This is a genomic window from Nostoc sp. (assembly GCF_036919555.1).
Taxonomy (GTDB): domain Bacteria; phylum Cyanobacteriota; class Cyanobacteriia; order Cyanobacteriales; family Nostocaceae; genus Nostoc.
The window spans coordinates 165,266-181,176 of record NZ_JBALCS010000006.1; the positions used below are offsets into that span (position 1 = coordinate 165,266).

Below are 15,911 nucleotides of genomic sequence, written 5' to 3' on the forward strand. Positions count from 1 at the left end.
AAATTGGAATAAACGGCCATAGTTAAGTAACTTTAATTTACTAACAGTTACATGGAGCAGTAGTACTATTAGTGTCTTGGATTTAATCATTTTAAAATTCAGACTGTCTTAGCCACCCATTTAGCTTGCAACTGTTCAGGGCTGGAGGTAGCTGCTTCTACCTGGTAGATAAGTGATACAGCATTGTTCTTCAAGCGTTTAATCGACAATATCAGCGTGGTTTAATGCAATCGCCAACTCTTGCATAAACTCGACAAAGACGCGAACTTTAGCCGAGAGATAGCGTTTTTGCGGATACAAAACGGCGATCGGTAATCCAGCTTGAGTTGCATAGGACTGAAGAATCGGTTGGAGATCACCCCGCGCGATCGCCTTCGCTGCAATAAATTTGGGCAATTGCACTACGCCCGCTCCTTGAATCACCGCCTCTAGGACGACTTCTGAGTTATTAAATCGCAGATAGCTGTCAACGGAAAAGTCGATCAATTTGCCGTCTTGCTCAAACTTCCATTCAGGTTCTCGCCCAGTCTGTGGAAAGATAAAGTTGACACAGCGATGCTGCAATAGGTCTGTCGGCGTTGTTGGCGTACCATACTGAACAAGATACTGCGGCGAGGCACAAGTAGTGTAGTGTGCAGTTGCCAGGTGGTGCATGATTAAACTGCTATCGCTGCTCAACCCAATCCGCACAGTTGCATCAATGCCTTCCTCAATCAGATCGATCAAGCGATCGTTAAACGAAACATTCAGGTTTAGCTTAGGGTATTGTACGGCAAATCGCAGCAGAGCCGGGGCGATATGCAGTTTGCCAAACGTAGAGCTCAGATCCAGCCGCAAGGTTCCAATCGGCATCGATTGCGATTGCTTGACTTCGAGTTCGGCTTCTTCCAAATCGTTGAGAATTTGCTGAGCGCGTTGATAGAAGCGATCGCCCGCTTCAGTGAGCGTTAAGCTGCGAGTCGTTCGTTGGAGCAAGCGCACCCCCAATTCATCTTCTAATACGAAGTTGCCAAAGATAGTATTGTTACATTTTGTTATATTGAACACAACCAGGAAAATCCGACTTCTCCTTTAACAGTGCTTGGATTGTTCATCAACCACTGACACCGTTCAATCAAGACGGTTTCTAAAGAATCGAGGGTATCAAATACTTTATTGGCTAATCGTTCTCTAAGTAATGGCCAGAGACACTCAGTTGGGTTAAGTTGAGGGGTGTATGGAGGAATAGAGTACATAATGATGTCTTTTGGGACAGTGAGATGACGAGTTGTATGCCAACCGGCTTGGTCTACAAGTAAAATAATTAGCTTGTCACCTTGAGAATTGACTTGCGTTGCAAATGCGTCAAGTGCAATTTGCATCACAGTTGTATTTACCCGGGGCAAAATGAATAAACAGCTATTGCCAGTTTTAGGATGGACAAAACCGTAGGTGTATAACCACTTGTAGCGCGGATAATGATCAGCAGTTGGACGTTTACCAATGAGCGCCCAAGTTCGACGCACCACTGGTTTAAGTCCTAAACGCGCCTCGGACTGTGCCCAGACTTCTAGATGCTTATGAGGGCATAACCAACGCATTAATTGGACGAAAAACTTCAGTTGAGCTTTAAAAAATGCCCTTTGTTCTGGGGTGGCGCTGCGCTCATGTAAAGGTCTGGGCGCTTGTAAACTAAAACCTAAGCGTTTGAGATAGTGCCATGCCGTTGCCCGATGTATACGAATGCCAAACTGTTGTTGAATCAATTCTCCAACTTTTGGTCCACTCCACAATCCACCATCTTTTGGGGGTGACTGTAATTTTTCAAAAAGTTCTTGAAGTTGTTCTTTTGTTAAGGCTTTGTGTTTGCCTCCGGGACTTTTTTGATGTGCATCTACAATTCCCTCTGCACCAGTAGCATTGTAACGACGAGCAATTTTACGCACCCAGTCAGCACTTAAGCCTGTAATTTCCGCTACTTGCTCAACTTTTATGGGATTACCAGGTCGGCTCAATAGGCGAATTACTAACCATCGAGTGCGTTCTTTTAGATCTCGACAACGACGGTAGCGCCCTTGTTAACTCTGCATAATCCAGGTGAGGAATAATCTCAATCCGAGTCCGAGGCATCACTGCACACTGATTTTACTTCCCCTAAATAATACTATCTATCGCAACTTCGTATAACCCTCTTCTGTCACTTTCCGGGAGGGCGATCGCTAGAAGCCTCATGAGGCAATCAATACAAGCTATACTATTAGAAAAAAATTGGTCTTGTATTTGTTATTAGAAAATAATCGCGCGATCGCTTCATATACAAAAGCTCTAGAATTCAGAAATGGCAAAAGTTTTCGGAGAGTGACAGAAGAGGGATAAGCGCAATACAGCCCGACTCACGGCAGACGGAGCCATGCCCAACTGTCGGGCTGCCTCGGAAAAACTGCCGCATTGAGCGGAGCGCATAAAAATCGTCAGGCTTTTGAGCTTGTCCATCGTCGCAGTCTCATCTTTGCCTTTTTTGCACAAGTGCTTTGAATTTTAACTACTTTTTCTTTTTCTCTATGCAAGCTACGTACTCAAAGAAGTTTACAAAGACAAAGACCGTCAGGAAGCGGTAATTCAAAAGAGCAATTTAGATTGGATTATTGTTCGGCCTGCTCAACTCACGAACGGATCTGCGACTGAGAACTATCACGTCTTCACTGATCTGAACGATGTGACCGCAGGTAAAATCTCTCGCGCTGATACCGCAGGCTTTGTGCTGCAACAACTGAGTAGCGATCGCTATCTGCACCAAACGCCACTCATTTCTGATTAATAGAGAGAAGCGTTATTCAAATCAGCGGTAGCTTGAAACCGAAGTCATTGTTGCCGCCAACGATCAAGCTGAAAAAAGGAGTAAACCTTGTGTCAACACCCAACATAAACACAGATTCCACGATTCTCGCGGTTGGTGCTGCTGGTCCGTTTGCAGGTCTGGTCGTGCCCGAACTTGCCAAACGAGGTGCGAAAGTTCGGGGGCTGATCCGCGATCGCAAGCAGACTGACAAAGTACGAAACAACGGCGCTGCGGAGGTGGCAATCGGCGACCTAACCGATCGGGCAAGCATCGATGCAGCACTCAAAGGCGTGGACTCGGTGTTCTATATTGCGCCAGCCTTTATCCCTAACGAAGCTGAAATCGGCAAAAGTATGGTGGAAGCGGCAAAACAGGCTGGTGTGCGCCGCTTTGTGTTCTCGTCTGTGATCGAGCCTGTGATCAGCGTGCTCAAGAACCACATTGCTAAATCACCTGTGGAAGAGGCGATCATCGAATCCGACATGGAGTATGTCATTCTGCAACCGACTCTGTTCTTCCAGAACCTAGCGCAGAGTTGGTCGGAAGTACTCAAGACTGGCACTTACGGAGAACCTTGGTCAGAAGAGACCCGCTTTAGCCGAGTAGACTACCGCGACGTAGCCGAAGTTGCCGCGATCGCGCTCACCGAAGATCGCCTGCTTTATGGAACCTATCAACTTTGCGCTGAGGGCAATCTCAACCGTAAGGAGATCGTTGCGCTCATGAGCGAAGTGCTGGGGCGGAAGATCGAGTCGGTTCGACCCAGCCCGCCTGCAAGTCCTGCCCAAAACGTCGAGCAGCAACCGTCGCCGATGCAGATCATGTTTGACTGGTATGACCATCATGCGTTAGTTGGAAACGCACTCACGCTGCGCGCCATTCTCGATCGCGAGCCACGCACACTGCGGGACTATTTCAAAGAACTTGCCGCACAGCCGCAAGCCGCCGAGTGAAAACTATCTTCTCTACCACTAAAGATTCACTACTGGAAAAAGGAGTTACTCATGAAAAAGCTGGAAGGAAAAGTCGCGATCATCACTGGATCGAGCCGTGGGATCGGCAAAGCGATCGCGATGAAACTATAGGAATCATATTTGATTTTTGAACAAAATTAGGTATTGTAGGGTGTGTTAGAACGCAGTTCGTAACGCACCAAACCGTTGATGATGGTGCGTTACGCTGTCGCTAACACACCCTACGTATCTTTTCAGAAATCAAATACTAGTCCTATAGTGCAGGAAGGCGCTAAAGTGGTGGTCAATTACGTTTGTCACTACTCCAGGTGTTGAGCCGACTAATAATGCTGCGGAAAGGGCTATTCGTCCTGCTGTTATTTGGCGACGTACTAGTATTTGGTTCTCAAACTCAAGGTGGTAGTCGTTTTGTGGCTCGGATGCTCACTGTGGTAACAACCCTCAAGTCCCAAAAGCGTAATGTTTTGGAGTTTATGACTCAGACTGTTATTGCTGCTCGTGGTCATAAAACTGCGCCTTCTTTGCTTCCAGAAGTTACTGCTTGTTTTGATGATTCTGAGTTATTGAAAGCTGCTTAATTTTATTCCTTGATTTTGGGGGGTGTTTTTCGTCTTCTTTACACCCCCTGAACGCTTACTTTAGCTTTGCCTAAATAGTTCTGCGATGATGGTCTTCTAAAACACTCGTCCATAATGAGGTTGATAAAACAGCGCTAGCAGATTGCAACCTCCGCTGCATTTGATTAGTTAGGCATACCCTTAATAAACCGGGCTTTCAGCTACTGCTATAAATTTGGTAAGTGGTAGTGGTTTTGCCACAATTACCAATTACCAATTAGCTACTTTTAATTATTATGTAGTGCTATTTAGATTTAGCCTCCAAGTTTTCTAAACGGCTTCTCAATTCCTGGTTTTGTTGTTTGAGTTGGTCGAAATCTTCACGCAATTGACGCAAAGTTTTTTCTGAACCAATATTCTTTTGCACTTTGGAAATTTCTTCTTCAGCATAGCGACGTACACGCCCATCGGCTGTTTGTTCAGCTAGCGATCGCAAAACCCCGACTGCTCTAGGTATTTCCATTTGTCCTAACGCTGCTGCTACCGCCACTTGCGTTAAAAAGAAGGTTTCTTTGGCTAGTTCTGTTAATTTTTCTAAAATACGTTCCAAATTAACCGGACTTTGACCTACAGAAATCTTTCCTAAAGCGCGAATTGTGGCTAAACGTAGAGGTTGTGGTACACCAAGTTTGGTGTATTCGATTAGCAGATTTAAAGCAGCTTCCGAGGTTTTAAATTCAGCTAAACCAGCGATCGCACCACTGCGTACAACTTCATTCCAACCCGCCTTTTTTTCTAAAACGGATTTTAGCAGCTTTAATACCTTGTCTTCCTTGGGTTTTTCTTCTAAGTTTGTAGATGCGTAGGCGAAGCCCGTCGCAGACATCGCCCCGATCGCACGAGAGGCTGTTGCTTCCACATAGTAGCTGGGATCGCCCTTTTGCAACAGCCCTTTGACAACTTTATAGCTTTCAGCAGTTTTGATTTGGCCAAGCGCTTCCACTACAGATCGTCGCACGTAAGCATTTTTATCTTTTAACCCAAGAACTAAGCCATCAAAGGTTTGGTCTAAATTAATTTGGGCTAGTTGTTTTGCCACTTCCACACGCACACCCCAGAATGGGTCATTTTTGAGCGCCGCAGATAGTGCAATGGTAGCTTCTAACCCGCCTTTTTTCGCCAAAGCTGTTGCTGCATAGATACGCGAAATCGGGTCGGGATCAAATTCTAACTGTGCTTTTAACTCCGGTATTGGATACTCTAAAGTTACTGTTTTCAGGTAATTATTCCCTACATCAAAACTGATAAATTTGGGCTTATTTTCTAGGGGAAAGTAGAAGCTTTGTTCACGTTCATTCACCCTCACTAAAAAAGTTTTTAGTTGTGAATTAGAATTTATGATTTGAGAATTATTTTTAACTCCTAACTCCTCACTCCTCACTCCTAACTCTTCACTTTTCACTTCTTCCTGTTGGGTATAGCCAAAACCAATAGGTATTTTTAGATCAAACAAATCCTTACTGCCATTTCTATCTTCAACAGCTTGGGTTTGAGTTACCGTAATTTTTGCCAAATTAGCATCCCCATCCCAAGAGTAAGCCAGTTTAAAATCGGGATGACCACCACGATAAACGTATTGGTCAAAGAGGAACAAAAGATTACGTCCGGTAGTCTTTTCAATCGCCCTGAGTAAGTCTACTGTTTCTACGGTTTTGTGGGCATTATCTTGAATAAATGTTTGAATTGCTTGCCAAAACAATTCATCTCCCAATTGGCCTCGAATCATGTGATAAACACAAGACCCTTTTTCGTAGATGTGGCGATCGTAAAGTTCAATAGCTTCCCGGTAAATATGTGTTACCATTGGGCGGCGGTAGCGGCTGCTATCTTCACTGAAGTAACGACTAGCTTGCAATAAACGATAGTAAGCTGCTTCTTCTGGACTATATTCCTGTTCTGTCCACATCACCTCAGAATAGGAAGCCATCCCTTCCTTAATCCAAGCATGAGACCAATGCTTAATCACCACCAAATCACCAAACCACTGGTGCGCGAGTTCGTGGACGACTAAACTTTCAGTATTGCGGTTATCTAAAGCGGCGCGTTCATCCAGCAAGCATCTATCTGTTAACAGGGTTGTGGAGGTGTTTTCCATCCCCCCAAAGATGAAGTCATCGACACAAACCTGAGCGTATTTCGGGAAAGCATAGGGATAGCCATACTTTTGGCTCAAAAATTCGATCATCCGGGGAGTTTTGCCCATGCTGCGTTTAGCATCTTCCTCCCGTCCCTTTTCTACGTAGTAGGTAACAGGTTTCCCCTGCCACTCGTCCCGAATTTCAGCAAAATCACCTACTGCCAAAGTCATCAAGTATGTAGGATGAACTTGTTGCTGTGACCAATGGTAGATTTTGTAATCACTATCTTCTGTAGTGTCGATCAATTCGCCGTTGGAAATCGCCACCAGAGGGTTAGGAACACGCACGCGAATTTCCGAAGTAGACAGTTGTCCTGGATAGTCAAAGCAGGGGAACCAAAAGCGAGAGTCTTCGTCTTCGCCCTGAGTCCAAACTTGGGTGGGCTTGTTTGGGTAGTGCTTGTCTGGTTGAATAAAATAAATACCGCGTTGCGGTTTTGTCACCGAGTAGGCGATCGCAATCAGCAAGCGTTTACCAATCTGGGTCGCCTCAGAAAGTTGGATAGAAAGCTGTTCCCCGTCGTAGTCAAAATTTTGTGGCACTTCGTCCACCTGCACAGACTCGATATTCAGGTTGACAGCATCCAAAGTCAAACGGTCAATGCCATTACGGATTGGCAAGAGGCGAATGCTACAACTGCCCTGATAGCTTTGCTTAGGGATATCCAAGCTGAGATCGAGAAAAATATGCTCTACCTGTCCGGGGCGATCGGGGTTGTAGTGTGGTCTTGCCCCCGGTAACTCAAAAGGCTTGTGTCCGTTATTATCTGTATCAAAATAAGACTTCGACATTGATCCTTACTGACCTTGTAATTCTGAAAAGTCTGGCTTGGTTGGATGTAGTTAAGCAAAATAGCGGTGTCTAAATGTATTTCCCAAATTAACAGGGCATTACAGAAGTGAGAACTCCCCTATGGGATTGGGGGATTCAAATTAATCTCACCCGAATTTCCGAAGGTCGGCTGCCGATCCTTGGACTTTTTTCCATATCCCTCCCGCATTTACTTTTCCTGATATTTTGCACTTTTTTGTCATCGAGTCAAGAGTCTCTTACACCTCGATAGATTCTCATTAAGTACAAATACTCCTAATTATTCTTATAACTTAGGATAGCTTGCTGTTGCTGAACAGGCTATTTTGTTTGAGATGAACAGCAGATCATTTGCAGATTCGCTCATTATCCCTTGGAAGTATTTTTGAGAGTAATTTTAGACCGCTAACTTATAGATTACTAATTTTATCAGTAAATACCGATCAATGAGCGGAAATTATTAATAAATCCGAAAACTCTACAATGACACTTGGATAAATCTCGGCGACAATCTGAGCAAAAGAGGATAACAAAATGCCTGAAACTAAATCAAAGTTTTTCATTCCTGCTGTTGGTGCTGCTGTAGTTGTAGCAGGAAGTATAGCGGCTTATACGTATTTTAAAGCCCCATCAGGTGGTAGCTCAGATGCTCTAGGCAGTGCTAAAGTAGTACCTGCAACAGCATTGATGGCAGCTTATATTACTACTGACTCGGTAGCTTGGGCAAAGTTACAGCAGTTTGGCACTCCAGAAGCACAAAAGTTAGTGGCAAAAAATCTGGAAGATTTCAATAAGCAAATGTTCAGTGAGGGTAACGTTTCTTATGAAAAAGACATAAAGCCTTGGGCTGGTGGTGTGATGATTGCTGTACTGCCACCAAATCCTGTGAAACCGGTACAGTTAAACGTGCCGTCTGGGGCATCTAATGTACCAACAAATTTACAACAGAAACCGAATATCCTCATAGTAGTGGGAATCAAGGACAAACTCAGTGCCTTGAATTTTGCTAATAAATTGAAGTCAGAAAAAGGGGTGAAATTCCAGGAATCTGACTACCAAGGTCAAAAAATTATCGAAACTACACAAAATGGCAAGCCGACATATAGCGTAGTTTTAAATAATAGTCACTTGGTATTAGCCCCCGAAAGGCAAGCTGTAGAAAAAGCAATTGACACGTTTAAGGGACAGTCTTCTTTTGCCAGTAAAGAAGGTGCCGGTAGCATTCTCAGCAAAGGAGTGGATGTGAAAAACAACCTCGCCCAAATTTATGTACCAGATTATCCAGGCACGGTACAGCAGTTAGCAGCCGCAAGTCCACAGGCAAAGCAGTTACCTCCACAAACCCTGACGCAACTTAAGCAGATAAAATCTGTGGTGGCGGGTGTTGGTGTTGATGACGCGGGAGTGCGGGTAAAAGCGATCGCTAATTTAGATCCACAACTAAATAAATTTCAGTATCAATCAACTCCTGGGAATATAGTCGGGCAATTTCCGATTGATACCTTTGCTTTGATTAGCGGAAGTGGCATCAGCCGTGGCTGGGCAACGCTAGTAGAACAGTCCAAAGATTATCCCCAAATGAAGCAAGCTTTTGAACAGGCGCGATCGCAACTTAAATTTGTCAATATTGACCTGGATAAGGACATTTTTGGCTGGATGAATGGGGAATTTGCCTTTGGTGCGATTCCATCAAATCAAGGGGTGTTAGCGAGCGTTGGTTTTGGAGGTGCTTTAGTATTTGATACTAGCGATCGCAAAACTGCCGAAGCCACCTTAACGAAATTGGATACCCTCGCCAAAACCCAAAAAATCAACATCGCCAACAGAAATATTGGTAGTAAAGACGTAACTGAATGGCAAATCCCCCAACAAGGAGCTTTATTGGCGCATGGTTGGCTGGATAAAGACACTTTATTTGTAGCTCTTGGTGGCCCAATTGCGGACGCAGTTAGCGATCGTAAAAATCAATCTCTCGACAATAGCGACACCTTCAAAGCGGTTACTGGTTCTTTGCAAAAGCCCAACGGCGGTTATTTCTACCTGGATATGGACAAAACTAAAACTATGCCCTTGATTAATAGTTTGATCTCGTCTAACGCCGATACCATTACTATCCTGGGTTCCATTCGTGGTTTTGGTGTTACCGCCATTAGCCCCGATAAATCTACCAGTGAATTGGAGATGTTGTTAGCTCTCAAGCCGAATACTGCAAAATAGGGCATGGGGCATTGGGTATTGGGCATTGGGCTAGGGTGTTGGTTATTAATTCTTCTCTCTCCTGCTCTCCCTGCTTCCTCATCCCCCTCATCCCCCACTCTCCAGAATGTTTTTCAATTTGCATCTAGACTGGCCTCCAGCAACTATGTCATAAGTAGAAAAGGCTATTCAATGCGAATTAATTTATGACGGCTGCTGTAAACACTAATCTTGGCTTCGCTTCCCGCTTGGTAAATGGCATATTGGCAATCAAGCCTTTAGCTAACCTAGCCAAACATCAAGCTAGACAAATGATGATTAAACGTGGCGAGAGAATTGGTGTGCCTTGGACGCAAGAAGTCGAGAGACTACAGGCGCTTGATTGGAAGGCTGATCTAGCTCAAGTAGAAAATCCTCAGCTTTCCTATCCCGATTACTACCTCACCTCATTCCATGCCTACGAAACCGGAAATCTCAGTTGGCAAGCCGCTTTTGAGGTAGAACCTGCTGCCTACGCTGTCCACGCGAAAATTTGGCAGGGCGCCCAAGCCCAAGGCGATCCGATGCTGCGCGAAAGTTACCATAATATCCTGAAAAGTCAAATCCCTAACGAGCCGCAAAATATCTTAGATGTAGGGTGTAGTGTTGGCTTGAGTACTTTTGCCCTACAAGCAGTTTATTCTCAAGCTAAAATTATCGGCTTGGACTTATCTCCCTACTTCTTAGCTGTTGCCAATTACCGCGCCCAACAACGTCGTCAAGCTAAAATTAATTGGCTTCATGCCCAAGCTGAATCTACTGGACTACCAGATGCCTCTTTTGATTTAGTCTCCATTTTTCTGATGTGCCATGAATTGCCCCAATCAGCAACCCGACAGATTTTAGCTGAAATGCGGCGCGTGCTGCGTCCCGGTGGCTACTTAGCAATCATGGACATGAATCCAAAATCTGAAGTTTACCAGAAAATGCCAGCCTACATTTTGACGTTGCTCAAAAGTACTGAACCGTATTTAGATGAATATTTTGCTTTGGACATTGAGCAAGTTGTTGTTGAGGCAGGTTTCCAAACTCCCACTATCATCAACAATACCCACCGTCACCGCACAGTGATTGCTCAGGTGAGTGGTTGATTTCTCTCTACTGTTGTGGGCAGCAATACCACCGTTGCTGCTGCTAGGCTGCTACTACTGTCGGGTGCCATTTGCCCCACCTCTGTTAAAGTTACTAATGTTCTTTATCATCGGGGCAATATCTGGGATCTTAGCCCTTAGCCTCGAATGGGTTTTTGAAACTGTAGCCAATTCTTTTGTAGACTGGCAACAGATCAAACGTTGGCTTCCTAATATAGCCTTGCGGCAGCTTGTGGAAGTAAGCCCAATTGAAGAAGGCTGTAAGTTGGCTGCGGTTGTTGTCCCAACCTACTATCTGCAACGCAGGTATCGATTACTTCCCTCTACCGTTTTCCTCTTCACCATAGCCGTTGCCCTTGGATTCACTGCCGAAGAGAACTGGATTTATCTTTTCCACGGTACAACATCAATTTTTGAACGTACTCTCGGCACGCCAGTCCATGCTATATTCTCTGCACCTTGGGGATATGCCTTGGGAATTTATATTTCCTCCCATACTCGGTTAAATCGAGACAGGAAGTTCATTTTTAGGGCTTGGCTAAATTCTGTAATCTGTCATGCCTTAGTTAATATCCTATCTAGTGCTTGGGGTTACTCATTACCCCTACGTTTCTTGAGTTATGGTTTATTTCCGTTTCTATTGTGGATGTTTTGGCGACTGGAACAATTACTACGAAAAGTGCAAGGTAAACCTGTAATTACCCTGATTTGGGACTGTACACCCCAGCGCCGTTATTGGCAGAGGAGTTTAGTGCTATTTGCCCTCGTGCTGGGTGGAAATGCTATTTTTGGGCTGTTTCTCTTAGCCAGAATTCTTAGTCCTTTGAGTCCGTCGAAGCTTTTTGACAGTGATATTTTGTGGTTTATACTTACTCGGTTTTTGCTAAATCTCTTTTTTGGAGTTTTAGCCTGGGGCATTTATCGCTATTTGCGACATTCCGCCCGTCGTCGGTATTTTTAAAATATGATTTAGGAAAATGCTAGAAGGTTTCTATGCAAACAACTCCAGTGCGTTGGACGACTGCGGACTTAGAACTATTTGCTGGCGATTCTCGTTTCGAGACACTTCGTGAACGCAGGAATCGCTATGAGATTATTGATGGAGAACTATTTGTGACCAAAGCACCTAACTGGGATGATCAAACAAGCTGCGCCAATATTGTTACAGTTCTTAAAATTTGGTCAGATGAAACTGGTTTAGGTAAAACTGCGTAGATGCGGAGCAGCTTGTCGTCAGACATCGCACCAGGAATCATTTTCTCAGATTCTGACATTATCTTGGTTTTTTGCGCCTATACTTTTATCCTTTGGCATCAGATGATAGGGGGCTTGAGACGAAGGTGGGCAAGCAAACCTTTGAATACCTTTACTGAAGCTTTAGAAGCTTTTAGAACAGCTATGTATGAGTCGATTTTTTGATTGGTTGACTTATAATCGTGACGTGTTTGCTGCTTATAAAGCCAGTTTGGGCTACATTTGGGCTTAATTTTTGTTTAAGTCCCATTAGCACCTTTGCCAAATACTCATACTGCTCCTGCCTATTGTAAATCTGCGCCGAAATCCGCACCAGTAGCCGAGGTTTTTCCTGCCACGGAATCATCTGCACTTGAATACCAAACTTATCAAACAACTCATCGTGTACAGCCATAAAATCGCGGTTTTCTAACATCGCAGGCATTGGCACAACCGCCATTGAACCAATCATTTCCTCTGGACAAGGCGGCTGCACTTCTAGCGCTTCACAAAGTAGCTGTCTTCCCTGCAATACTAGCTGATGATTTTGCTGGATCAATTCTTTCCACCCACCAGGTAGCAACGAACCCATAAAAGCGATCGCTTCTGGTACACACATATAAGCTGTAGGATCATCTGTACCTGTCCAATCAAATTCCAACTGAAAGCGTGTTTTATCAGTGCGTGGCGAATTTGTACCGTGGCTAATTGTCAGAGGACGAATTTCTGACTGTTTATCTCGTTGCACGGACAAAAATGCTGCTCCTTTGGGCGCACACAGCCATTTATGACAATTCCCGGTGTAATAAGTTGCACCAATTTCTGGTAAATTGAGGGAAATCATTCCAGGCGCATGGGCACCATCTACCAATGTATCTACACCCCGTTGTTGCAACTCCTTCAGCAACTCTTGAATCGGGAAAATTAGCCCTGTCTGGCTGGTAACATGATCCAAAAGCGCTAATTGGGTTTTTGGTGAAACTCGCTCAATTACTGCTGCTACTACTTGCTGTGGCGAGTCAATGGGGAAAGGAATTTTTGCCACCACCACCCGCGCCCCAGTGCGACTGGCAACAAAATCAAGTGCATTGCGGCAAGCATTATATTCGTGGTTGGTTGTAAGTATTTCGTCCCCTGGTGAAAACCTCAGCGACCTTAACACCGAATTAACGCCAGTCGTCGCATTGGGGACAAATACCAAATCTTGAACATCAGCACCCACAAACGCCGCCAGTTTACTTCTTGCATCGTCTAGTAATGGTTCCCACTCCCTACCAAAAAAGCGTAGAGGTTCCTGTTCTAGTTGTAACCGCAGACGTTGTTGAACTGCCAGTACTTGTTTAGGACAGGCACCAAAAGAACCATGATTTAGAAATGTCACAGATGGATCAAGCGACCATAGATTATTAAAAGATAATCTAGAATCCAAAATTTAAAATCGAAAATTACTAAACTCCCCAGGCTGGATTCGAACCAGCGACCAATCGATTAACAGTCGATCGCTCTACCACTGAGCTACTGAGGACCACCCACGATTTATAATAGTAGGGCTAAAAATCTGATTTGGCAAGTACTTTCGCCAATATTTTTTTTAATGCTTAATTATAGAAATTTTGCAGCCAAAATTCATTCAGAAACTTAAGCAGAGACTTTTAAATACTAAATATTTACTATAATCCCATTCGTAATTCAGCCAGACGCTGCCGCGCCTTAGCATCAATGGCATTAGCTAAAAACCGACTCTTAGATTGTTTGCGCGTATGATACTTCTGTCGCATCCGGCAGACGGTAGCTTCAACTTCACCACAGAGTTGTTGTGCCGACAACCATTCAGCTCCATACCCCTGTATCATCAACTGCTGTGCCCGATCTGATGTAGCGACAATCACACGAGGAATCAAACATTGGGCTATTTGCTGGCGAAAAGAAGCACAAGATTTTTCAATATAAGTATCTGCTGTCTGCCCAAAATCAGTGTAATAAACTGATAAAAGCTCAGTAATAATTTCTTTATTACTAGAGCAATTCTGATATTGGGCATCAAAAACTATTTGAGTTGCATAACCTTGAAACGCACTATAACCAGTCATCGCTTCTACAAGTTCGCCCCGTGCTGCCTCTAGTCCAACACTATCACGCGTTTTTTTAAGGCAAGGCCAAGCGCCTATTATATTGTAGCCGTCCACCAACAAAACGGCTTGGAGTAAGGAACGGTGCATGGTTTTTAATCACAATTTTCTAGAGTTTACAAAATTCATTCATAAGTTTTATAATAATTGATGGGTTGTGTGTAACACTATGTTACACAAGACAAAAATGCGATAAGCTCATAAAACTTACCTTAAAATAGACGCACTAATTTAAAACGCGCCTTTGTTGAAAAGGCGCGTGGCAGTACTTTATTTAATTAGTAGTGCTGAGTTAAAAGTCACCTAACTTCGGTTCGGCATCAGCTGTGGCTGAGAGTTGTTACGCTCGTGCTAAGTGAAAAAACCACCCACAAAGGACAAGGCATGTACTCGGCGCAAAAGTCCTGAGTAGTTTTTATTTTACTCAGAACTTATGACTTAACACTCAGCACTTAATTAAGAGGCTTCGCCCTCTACTTCCATCAGACGTTGTTTAAGGCGCTGGGCTTCACCCCTATCAACAAGAGAACCTTTTTCTAGTAAGAAAGCGCCATCACAGTAATTTAACTCGTCTAATCGATGCGTTACCCACAGGGCTGTAAGACCTCGACTTTTGACGAGGCGGCGGACACCAACAACTAAATCCAGTTGGCTATCTGGATCTAGTAAAGCAGTTGGTTCATCTAATAATAAGACTTCACAGCGACGGGCGATCGCACCAGCGATCGCGACTCGCTGTTTCTGTCCCCCAGAGAGTGCATAGATAGGGCGTCGTTGCAGGGTAAGCAAATTCACCGCTCCTAGCGCCTCCTCAACCCTGGCTCTGGTGGCAGCAGGTGGCAACTTTTCTTCCACCAATCCAAAAGCCACATCAGCACCAACAGTTGGCATCACCAGTTGATGATCCGGATTTTGGAAGACAAAGCCAACGGGGTGCAAAACCCGAATTTCGCCAGATTTAGGAGCTAATAGCCCCGCCAGCAGTCTAAGTAACGTTGATTTTCCACTGCCATTTGTACCCAAGAGCATCCAAAACTCACCCTTGGGTACTTCTAAAGAGCAAGATTTGATCACTTTCTCTCCATTAGGCCAGCTGAAATTTAAATCCTTGACCTCAATGCCCACTTGAGCCATTTGTCAACCTTAGTTACTCAGCAGCTACAGCGAAAAAGCCAGGAGGTCTGCCACCACCAGGGGTTGTACCATCTTTCTGAACAATCTGCACCCCAGAAATTTCACTAGCGCGGACAGCAATTTTTTTCTCTGTCTTGCCCTCGCACTTGAGTTCCACAATGTCAGGGTTCCCAGAGCGTATTGCTGCCAAAATTAGCTGATAGACAGCCTCAGCATCCTCTGCTGACTTACGTTGTACTGAGATCGGGAAAGCAGTGTTTCTGATGCTTAAATCGATGGTAAACATTTAGCAATAATCAAATTTAACTGTGGACTCATTTTAGCGTCAGCTGAGTGATTCTAGGGAAATGGGCATTGGGCATGGGGCATAGGGCATAGGGCATAGGGCATTGGGCATTGATTATTTCTTTTTATCTCCCTCATCTCCCTATTCCACACCTCATCTAGATCAAAAATTAATTTTTATGACAAAACCCCTAGAAAAATTAGCGATTTGCACCTAATATGATTAAAGGTATGTAAAAAATTGTAACCTTGGTTAATAACCCAGTTAACTTTCTGCTTATGGAAGGCTTTTATATAGCCATCTATAATACAGATACAACCTGTACTTATAAACATTTGGAGATTTGCTCTAATGACCATCGCAGTTGGACGCGCCCCCAGTAGAGGGTGGTTTGACGTTCTAGACGACTGGCTCAAGCGCGATCGCTTCGTATTCGTAGGTTGGTC

Annotated in this window: 11 protein-coding genes, 1 tRNA gene and 6 pseudogenes; 9 read left to right on the forward strand and 9 right to left on the reverse strand. The window is 44.3% G+C overall.

What is annotated here, in order from left to right:
• Nucleotides 1–198: 198 nt before the first annotated feature.
• The 3 genes and pseudogenes from V7K36_RS01840 to V7K36_RS33925 all read right to left on the reverse strand — a co-directional run bounded on the left by V7K36_RS01840 (nucleotide 199) and on the right by V7K36_RS33925 (nucleotide 2,472).
• On the reverse strand, nucleotides 199–1,047 hold the full coding sequence (locus V7K36_RS01840) for a LysR family transcriptional regulator (RefSeq protein ID WP_335112708.1): 849 nt from the start codon (nucleotides 1,045–1,047) through the stop codon (nucleotides 199–201).
• Nucleotides 1,035–2,109: pseudogene (locus tag V7K36_RS01845) on the reverse strand (IS630 family transposase). The gene V7K36_RS01840 and the pseudogene V7K36_RS01845 overlap by 13 nt, the downstream one beginning before the upstream one ends.
• A 195-nt stretch (nucleotides 2,110–2,304) precedes the next feature.
• A complete protein-coding gene (locus V7K36_RS33925; RefSeq protein ID WP_442948422.1) occupies nucleotides 2,305–2,472 on the reverse strand; it encodes a LysR family transcriptional regulator in 168 nt (55 codons plus the stop codon).
• Between the two features lie 85 nt (nucleotides 2,473–2,557).
• Between V7K36_RS33925 and V7K36_RS01850 the strand changes: the two are divergent.
• The 4 genes and pseudogenes from V7K36_RS01850 to V7K36_RS01865 form a co-directional block, all read left to right on the forward strand.
• Nucleotides 2,558–2,797, forward strand: a pseudogene (locus V7K36_RS01850) (NAD(P)-dependent oxidoreductase); the annotation flags it as partial.
• An 89-nt stretch (nucleotides 2,798–2,886) separates the two neighbouring features.
• Nucleotides 2,887–3,771 (forward strand): NmrA family NAD(P)-binding protein, encoded by an 885-nt coding sequence (locus V7K36_RS01855; protein WP_335112710.1) that lies wholly within the window; start codon nucleotides 2,887–2,889, stop codon nucleotides 3,769–3,771.
• Nucleotides 3,768–3,923, forward strand: a complete 156-nt coding sequence (locus V7K36_RS01860; RefSeq protein WP_335112712.1) for a hypothetical protein — start codon at nucleotides 3,768–3,770, stop codon at nucleotides 3,921–3,923. The genes V7K36_RS01855 and V7K36_RS01860 overlap by 4 nt, the downstream gene beginning before the upstream one ends.
• A gap of 158 nt (nucleotides 3,924–4,081) precedes the next feature.
• A pseudogene (locus V7K36_RS01865) lies at nucleotides 4,082–4,370 on the forward strand (IS66 family transposase); the annotation flags it as partial.
• A gap of 283 nt (nucleotides 4,371–4,653) precedes the next feature.
• On the opposite strand, the gene V7K36_RS01870 reads toward V7K36_RS01865, so the two are convergent.
• Entirely contained in the window at nucleotides 4,654–7,338 is a 2,685-nt protein-coding gene (locus V7K36_RS01870) for a M1 family metallopeptidase (protein ID WP_335112714.1), read from the reverse strand.
• A gap of 553 nt (nucleotides 7,339–7,891) precedes the next feature.
• On the opposite strand from V7K36_RS01870, the gene V7K36_RS01875 reads away from it, so the two are divergent.
• The 5 genes and pseudogenes from V7K36_RS01875 to V7K36_RS01895 all read left to right on the forward strand — a co-directional run.
• On the forward strand, nucleotides 7,892–9,574 hold the full coding sequence (locus V7K36_RS01875; protein WP_335112716.1) for a DUF3352 domain-containing protein: 1,683 nt from the start codon (nucleotides 7,892–7,894) through the stop codon (nucleotides 9,572–9,574).
• A gap of 185 nt (nucleotides 9,575–9,759) precedes the next feature.
• On the forward strand, nucleotides 9,760–10,683 hold the full coding sequence (locus V7K36_RS01880; RefSeq protein ID WP_335112718.1) for a class I SAM-dependent methyltransferase: 924 nt from the start codon (nucleotides 9,760–9,762) through the stop codon (nucleotides 10,681–10,683).
• On the forward strand, nucleotides 10,676–11,644 hold the full coding sequence (locus V7K36_RS01885) for a PrsW family intramembrane metalloprotease (protein ID WP_335112720.1): 969 nt from the start codon (nucleotides 10,676–10,678) through the stop codon (nucleotides 11,642–11,644). Before V7K36_RS01880 ends, V7K36_RS01885 begins: the two co-directional genes overlap by 8 nt.
• 32 nt (nucleotides 11,645–11,676) lie before the next feature.
• Nucleotides 11,677–11,964: pseudogene (locus tag V7K36_RS01890) on the forward strand (hypothetical protein); the annotation flags it as partial.
• Nucleotides 11,959–12,169, forward strand: a pseudogene (locus V7K36_RS01895) (IS701 family transposase); the annotation flags it as partial. The pseudogenes V7K36_RS01890 and V7K36_RS01895, both read left to right, overlap by 6 nt.
• Nucleotides 12,170–12,178: 9 nt before the next feature.
• Here V7K36_RS01895 and V7K36_RS01900 read toward each other — a convergent pair.
• The 5 genes and pseudogenes from V7K36_RS01900 to V7K36_RS01920 form a co-directional block, all read right to left on the reverse strand.
• Nucleotides 12,179–13,345: pseudogene (locus tag V7K36_RS01900) on the reverse strand (aminotransferase class V-fold PLP-dependent enzyme); the annotation flags it as partial.
• Between the two features lie 24 nt (nucleotides 13,346–13,369).
• A tRNA-Asn gene (locus V7K36_RS01905) sits at nucleotides 13,370–13,441 on the reverse strand.
• A gap of 145 nt (nucleotides 13,442–13,586) precedes the next feature.
• Nucleotides 13,587–14,135: an NYN domain-containing protein gene (locus tag V7K36_RS01910; RefSeq protein ID WP_335112722.1), complete on the reverse strand. Its 549-nt coding sequence runs from the start codon at nucleotides 14,133–14,135 to the stop codon at nucleotides 13,587–13,589.
• A 366-nt stretch (nucleotides 14,136–14,501) separates the two neighbouring features.
• Entirely contained in the window at nucleotides 14,502–15,179 is a 678-nt protein-coding gene (locus V7K36_RS01915) for an ABC transporter ATP-binding protein (RefSeq protein WP_335112724.1), read from the reverse strand.
• Between the two features lie 13 nt (nucleotides 15,180–15,192).
• A complete protein-coding gene (locus V7K36_RS01920) occupies nucleotides 15,193–15,465 on the reverse strand; it encodes a hypothetical protein (protein ID WP_012410874.1) in 273 nt (90 codons plus the stop codon).
• Nucleotides 15,466–15,911 lie beyond the last annotated feature (446 nt).

Excerpts from the sequence above, each read along its gene's own strand:
- V7K36_RS33925 (WP_442948422.1), bottom strand. The coding sequence starts at position 2,472 with ATGGACAAGCTCAAAAGCCTGACGATTTTTATGCGCTCCGCTCAATGC.
- V7K36_RS01870 (WP_335112714.1), bottom strand. The coding sequence starts at position 7,338 with ATGTCGAAGTCTTATTTTGATACAGATAATAACGGACACAAGCCTTTT.
- V7K36_RS01875 (WP_335112716.1), top strand. The coding sequence starts at position 7,892 with ATGCCTGAAACTAAATCAAAGTTTTTCATTCCTGCTGTTGGTGCTGCT.
- V7K36_RS01880 (WP_335112718.1), top strand. The coding sequence starts at position 9,760 with ATGACGGCTGCTGTAAACACTAATCTTGGCTTCGCTTCCCGCTTGGTA.
- V7K36_RS01910 (WP_335112722.1), bottom strand. The coding sequence starts at position 14,135 with ATGCACCGTTCCTTACTCCAAGCCGTTTTGTTGGTGGACGGCTACAAT.
- V7K36_RS01915 (WP_335112724.1), bottom strand. The coding sequence starts at position 15,179 with ATGGCTCAAGTGGGCATTGAGGTCAAGGATTTAAATTTCAGCTGGCCT.
- V7K36_RS01920 (WP_012410874.1), bottom strand. The coding sequence starts at position 15,465 with ATGTTTACCATCGATTTAAGCATCAGAAACACTGCTTTCCCGATCTCA.